Origin of the sequence: Vibrio sp. HI00D65, assembly GCF_001635455.1 — a bacterium.
Taxonomy (GTDB): domain Bacteria; phylum Pseudomonadota; class Gammaproteobacteria; order Enterobacterales; family Vibrionaceae; genus Vibrio.
On record NZ_LWEH01000214.1, the window covers coordinates 121,928 to 128,023 of the forward strand.

The 6,096-nt window shown below is 43.4% G+C and carries 5 protein-coding genes; 3 read left to right on the forward strand and 2 right to left on the reverse strand.

Annotated elements, in window-relative coordinates:
- Nucleotides 1-32: 32 nt before the first annotated feature.
- The gene (locus A3712_RS16160) at nt 33-371 is read right to left on the reverse strand and encodes a Grx4 family monothiol glutaredoxin (RefSeq protein WP_004741702.1); all 339 of its coding nucleotides are present in this window, start codon (nt 369-371) and stop codon (nt 33-35) included.
- A gap of 269 nt (nt 372-640) precedes the next feature.
- Here A3712_RS16160 and sodB point away from each other — a divergent pair, with 269 nt between their 5' ends.
- The 3 genes from sodB (at nt 641) to A3712_RS16175 (ending at nt 2,905) form a co-directional block, all read left to right on the forward strand.
- Nucleotides 641-1,225: a superoxide dismutase [Fe] gene (gene sodB, locus A3712_RS16165; RefSeq protein ID WP_063524264.1), complete on the forward strand. Its 585-nt coding sequence runs from the start codon at nt 641-643 to the stop codon at nt 1,223-1,225.
- Between the two features lie 224 nt (nt 1,226-1,449).
- The gene (locus A3712_RS16170; protein ID WP_269451428.1) at nt 1,450-1,953 is read left to right on the forward strand and encodes a VC2046/SO_2500 family protein; all 504 of its coding nucleotides are present in this window, start codon (nt 1,450-1,452) and stop codon (nt 1,951-1,953) included.
- A 268-nt stretch (nt 1,954-2,221) separates the two neighbouring features.
- Nucleotides 2,222-2,905: an SDR family oxidoreductase gene (locus tag A3712_RS16175; RefSeq protein ID WP_063524266.1), complete on the forward strand. Its 684-nt coding sequence runs from the start codon at nt 2,222-2,224 to the stop codon at nt 2,903-2,905.
- Between the two features lie 130 nt (nt 2,906-3,035).
- Here A3712_RS16175 and adhE read toward each other — a convergent pair whose 3' ends face one another.
- Nucleotides 3,036-5,744: a bifunctional acetaldehyde-CoA/alcohol dehydrogenase gene (adhE, locus tag A3712_RS16180; protein WP_063524267.1), complete on the reverse strand. Its 2,709-nt coding sequence runs from the start codon at nt 5,742-5,744 to the stop codon at nt 3,036-3,038.
- Nucleotides 5,745-6,096 lie beyond the last annotated feature (352 nt).

Below are 6,096 nucleotides of genomic sequence, written 5' to 3' on the forward strand. Positions count from 1 at the left end.
CTCATTCTATTGTTCAGCGAAAAGGCTAGAACTTACTCAGCGTCATCGCCAGCAACTTTCGCTGCTGCTTCTTTAATGATTGGCTGAAGTTCGCCTTTTTGGAACATCTCAAGAATGATGTCACAACCACCGATTAGCTCACCTTCAACCCAAAGCTGTGGGAAAGTTGGCCATTGTGCGTAAGCTGGTAGCTCTGCACGAATATCAGGGTTTTGTAGAATATCTACGTAAGCAAATTTTTCACCACATGCCATTAGAGCTTGAGACGCTTGAGAAGAGAAACCACAGCTAGGTAGCTTAGGAGAACCTTTCATGTACAGTAGAATAGTGTTTTCTTCAATTTGCTGTTTGATTTTATCGATAGTTTCCATTGCTTCCTCGTTAATGGATTACGGCTTTTATTGCCTTTATTCTACCCCAAACCAAAAGAATAAAAACCATATAAAAAAAATGGTTAACAAGCTAGACTAACAATTCACATAAAAGTGATGAAATATGCTTTTAATAAAGTAAAAACTTGCTAAACTAGAAACCAAGTCAGCAAATTGACCATGGTTGGCAGCATAGCGAGCCATGAATAATAATATCACTGGAAGCAATCGAAAGAGTTAACTCTTTCATATCAATGGAGAATTGAGCAATGGCATTTGAACTACCAGCTCTTCCTTACGCGAAAGACGCGCTAGAACCACACATCTCAGCAGAAACGCTAGATTTCCACCACGGTAAGCACCACAACACTTACGTTGTTAAGCTAAACGGTCTTATCCCAGGTACTGAGTTTGAAGGCAAAACACTAGAAGAGATCATCAAGACTTCTACTGGTGGTGTTTTCAATAACGCTGCTCAAATCTGGAACCACACGTTCTACTGGCACTGTCTAGCTCCTCAAGCAGGCGGCGAACCAACTGGCGCTGTTGCAGAAGCGATCATCGCTGCATTCGGCTCTTTCGAAGAATTCAAAGCAAAATTCACTGATTCAGCAATCAACAACTTCGGTTCTTCTTGGACTTGGTTAGTTAAGAAAGCTGATGGTTCTCTAGACATCGTTAACACTTCTAACGCTGCTACTCCTCTAACAGAAGAAGGTGTTACTCCACTTCTAACTGTTGACCTATGGGAACACGCTTACTACATCGATTTCCGTAATGTTCGTCCTGACTACATGGCTGCATTCTGGAACTTAGTAAACTGGTCTTTCGTAGAAGAGAACCTAGCGAAGTAATCTATTACTTGAGCTGCGCTATTTTTAGCGAGTTATCTATCAAAAGCTCATGCCTTGGCGTGAGCTTTTTTGTATCTGCAGCATGAGTAACTCGAACTACAGCCGCTAACTCAGTGTTTTTCAGCGTCACTTACCCACCCTAAATAAATTCCCTACTTACCTGTAATTAAAGACTAAAGTTTGCCGACTCCATGCCGTTAAAGGTGTATCAAACGAGAGGCATCATGCAATTACATACTTTAGATAAAGCAGGAATCATCAACGAACTGAAGTTCGGCATCGGGATCAGCCAAGCGGTTGAGCAAGGTCGCCGTGCAGATTTCGCGTTGCTAATATCTATGTTTTCTAATGATGTTCGAGATTGCACGCCCATCGACACCATCGAGGTCACTGAGACAACGGAAGATCGCCTACGTAAACAGTTTGGCGTAGCCGCACCACAACAACTGCGTTCAAACCAATCGTCTTATGAGATTTCAGCACAACAGTCTAATCACTTTCACCAATCAAGCTTGGTGAGCGCTAAACTCTGTCATTACTTAAAACCTGAAGCTCTGGCGTTTATGCCCGAAGACACTGGTGACTTGCCTGAAGAGGTTTATCAAAACCTCTCTGGTCATGATCGTCGTAAGCTAGCCAACAAAAACCACCCAGATCTTCCGTCAGCAACGCTTTACAATGAGTTATCTACTGCTCAGCGTAAATATCAAATTCAGGCTCAGGTATAGCTTCAGTCTCACTTTATTTCTGTATCTCTATCTGCTTTGTTTAATTCGCGCCATTCGAATGATTCACGAGAATTATATGAACTACCAGCCTTAGGCGCCCTTAAATCAACACATGTCGATTACTGCTTGAAGTTACTACAAAATGTGAGCTGACACTAAGTTCATAAAAAGTTATCAATTCACACACCTTAGTTTGAACCAATTCACACCCATTGTATGAATTTTGACCCATCCTTACCCGACACGGAAGATTTGCTTAGGTACTGGGATGGAAATAAAAAGCTCAATCATATTGGTAACATCTGCTGGCTCGCGCCTAGGAGGGACGATAGCGAACCACTTTGTAAACCTTGGAGCCACCGTCATCCTCTGTGATAACGACACGCAAGCCCTTCAAGCAGCCTATTCACAATGCGCACGATTCTCTGATTCTGTTTACCATTACCCGCTTGAGAGCAATGACAGCCAAGCGATTCTAAACGTATTCGATTTCATCCAAACCACCTTCAATACCACACCCGACGTATTAGTGAATAGTTGGGTGAGTTCCCCAATGCCCAGTCTAATCGGCGACCAGCCGGTTGGTGGCTTTATCAACGACCTATCCAATATGGCATCTACCCTATTCGCCTTCGGTCAAATCAGTGCTGAAAGGTTACGTGCAGAAGGCAAAGAAGGAGTGATAGTGAATGTCATATCGCACGATGACTTTCATGACGTGTCAGGCTTAGAGAGTGCCAACTCTATGATTACCGGTTTTACCCACAGTTGGGCCAAAGAGTTAACCCCATTTAACATCCGTGTTGGGGGTGTCGTTCCTGCTATTCACAATGCCGATGGAAAGTTAAACCGTTGCCATTGGGCACAGCTTCAAGACGAACTCACCAGAACTGCTGAGTACATCATATCTAACGATTACTTTAGCGGTCGCGTAGTTGCGGCCGAAGTTTAAATCCCGAACAGTCACTACCAGTTAAAACAAAGATCAAAAAAAAGCCCCAGTCTCTCGACTGGGGCTTTAATTTTTTCCCGATAGATAAGTATCGTGCTAGCGAAAACTTATCTCATAACTAACGTCTTACTTATGCGTTAGCTTTTTCTTTTTTAGCTTTTGGCGCTGCTTTCGCTTCAGCTGGTTTTTGGTCAGCTTTCTTAAGGATAACTGTAGTACCTTCGAAAGTTTCACCTTCAACAAATGCTTTGCCGTAGTAAGACGCTAGTAGTACTTCTTTCAGCTCAGTGATTAAAGGGTAACGTGGATTAGCACCTGTACACTGATCATCAAACGCTTCTACAGCTAGCTCTTCTAGCTTAGCGATGAAGTCTGCTTCAGATACTCCTGCCGCTTGGATAGACGTTGGGATATCTAGGTTCAGTTTCAACTCTTCTAGCCATGCTAGTAGACGTTCAATCTTCTGAGCAGTACGGTCACCTTCTTGGCTTAGGCCTAGGTGGTCAGCTACTTCAGCGTAACGACGACGTGCTTGTGGGCGGTCGTATTGAGAGAACGCGGTTTGCTTAGTTGGGTTATCATTCGCGTTGTAACGTACAACGTTAGAGATTAGTAGTGCGTTCGCCAGACCGTGTGGTAGGTGGAACTCAGCACCAATCTTGTGCGCCATAGAGTGACAAACACCTAGGAATGCGTTCGCGAATGCTACACCAGCGATAGTTGCTGCGTTGTGTACTTTCTCACGAGCGATTGGGTCGTTTGCACCGTTCGCGTAGCTTGATGGTAGGTACTCTTTAAGCATCTTAAGTGCTTGTAGAGCTTGACCATCAGAGTATTCGTTAGCAAGAACAGATACGTAAGCTTCAAGAGCGTGAGTTACTGCATCGTAACCACCAAATGCTGTTAGAGACTTAGGCATGTTCATTACTAGGTTAGCATCAACGATAGCCATGTTTGGCGTGATTTCGTAGTCAGCTAGTGGGTACTTAGCACCAGTCTTATCGTCAGTAACAACCGCGAATGGAGTAACTTCTGAACCAGTACCTGAAGTTGTAGTGATACATACAAGCTCAGCTTTCTTACCCATCTTAGGGAACTTGTAGATACGTTTACGGATATCCATAAAGCGCATTGCTAGTTCTTCGAAGTGAGTTTCTGGATGCTCGTACATAACCCACATGATCTTCGCAGCATCCATTGGTGAACCACCACCTAGAGCTAGGATTACGTCAGGTTGGAAGCTCTTCATTGCTTCAGCGCCTTTCTCAACAACAGATAGTGTTGGATCCGCTTCTACGTCGAAGAAAGTTTGAACTTCAATGCCTTGTGCTTTAAGCAGGCTAACTACATCATCAGCGTAGCCGTTGTTGAATAGGAAACGGTCAGTTACTAGGAATGCGCGTTTCTTACCTTCTAGGTCGCTCATTGCGATTGGAAGGCTACCACGACGGAAGTAGATAGACTTAGGTAGTTTGTGCCACAACATGTTTTCAGCTCGCTTAGCTACAGTTTTCTTGTTGATAAGGTGCTTAGGACCTACGTTCTCAGAGATAGAGTTACCCCCCCATGAACCACAGCCTAGAGTTAGAGAAGGTGCAACGTTGAAGTTGTACAGGTCACCGATACCACCGTGAGTAGTCGGGATGTTTACAAGGATCCGTGCAGTCTTCATCTTGTCGCCGAAGTAACGGATGCGGTCTGCGTTTGTATCTTGGTTAGTGTAAAGGCCAGATGTGTGACCGATACCACCGATTTCAACCATAGTTACCGCTTGAGCAACTGCGTCTTCGAAGTTGTCAGCACGGAATAGACCTAGAGTTGGAGATAGTTTCTCGTGAGCGAACTCATCATCGTAAGAAACTTTACCTAGACCTTCACCTACAAGAACTTTAGTGTCAGCAGGAACTTTAACGCCAGCCATTTCAGCGATTGCTGGAGCAGGTTGACCTACGATTTTCGCGTTTAGTGCACCGTCGATAAGAAGCACTTTACGTACTTTATCGGCATCAGCTTTAGATAGAACGTGAGCTTTGTGAGAAGCGAAACGCTCTTTCACTTCGTCGTATACTTCGCTAACTACGATTGCAGCTTGCTCAGAAGCACATACAACGCCGTTATCGAATGTTTTAGACATTAGGATAGAAGCAACAGCACGTTTAATGTCAGCTGTTTCATCGATAACTACAGGAACGTTACCGGCACCAACACCGATAGCTGGCTTACCAGAAGAGTAAGCTGCTTTAACCATGCCTGGACCACCAGTTGCAAGGATAAGAGCGATACCGTCATGCTTCATAAGAGCGTTAGAAAGCTCTACAGATGGTTGGTCGATCCAACCGATGATGTCTTTTGGAGCACCCGCTGCAACTGCTGCTTCTAGAACCAGTTTCGCTGCATCGTTAGTAGAGTTCTTAGCACGTGGGTGTGGCGAGAAGATGATGCCGTTACGAGTTTTTAGAGAAATTAGAGATTTGAAGATTGCAGTAGAAGTTGGGTTCGTTGTTGGAACGATACCACAGATGATACCTACAGGCTCAGCGATAGTCATCGTGCCTAGGTTGTCATCTTCTTCTAGGATGCCACATGTTTTTTCATCTTTGTATTTGTTGTAGATAAATTCTGAAGCGAAGTGGTTTTTGATTACCTTATCTTCAACAATACCCATTCCAGATTCAGCAACTGCTTGTTGTGCTAGTGGAATACGAGCATGGTTAGCTGCAAGTGAAGCTGCGCGAAAGATTGCGTCTACTTTCTCTTGAGAAAATGTTGCGAACTCTTCTTGTGCTGCTTTAACGCGAGCGACTAGAGCATCAAGCTCCGCTAAGTTAGTTACAGGCATGGTGGATCTCCTAAAATAATAAATATTAAAAACTTTTTATTAAATTCGCTGCTTGCCATAAACCCTTTAAAACAGCGTTCTTAGTAAATTGCTTTCAGGGCTGAGTATATTATTTCAGTGTGTAAAAAAAATTGACCCAGATCAGCTACCCAAAAGGAATTACCCAATTAGTGGTAAGGCAATCGCAAAAATAACCATAAACTTATGATTTATATAGATTTAAATCACAATTACTATCGAGCAAAAAAACAAGCAATCAGATAATTATTTTCTACTTCGCGTCACAAACTGTAAAAAAATTTCATTTTCAATCAGTTCACTTACATGTATATGGCTAAAACTGTGCTACTGA

Bases quoted from the DNA above. Each gene is read 5' to 3' on its own strand.
- A3712_RS16170 (WP_269451428.1), top strand. From the start codon at position 1,450: ATGCAATTACATACTTTAGATAAAGCAGGAATCATCAACGAACTGAAG.
- adhE (WP_063524267.1), bottom strand. From the start codon at position 5,744: ATGCCTGTAACTAACTTAGCGGAGCTTGATGCTCTAGTCGCTCGCGTT.
- A3712_RS16175 (WP_063524266.1), top strand. From the start codon at position 2,222: ATGGAAATAAAAAGCTCAATCATATTGGTAACATCTGCTGGCTCGCGC.
- sodB (WP_063524264.1), top strand. From the start codon at position 641: ATGGCATTTGAACTACCAGCTCTTCCTTACGCGAAAGACGCGCTAGAA.
- A3712_RS16160 (WP_004741702.1), bottom strand. From the start codon at position 371: ATGGAAACTATCGATAAAATCAAACAGCAAATTGAAGAAAACACTATT.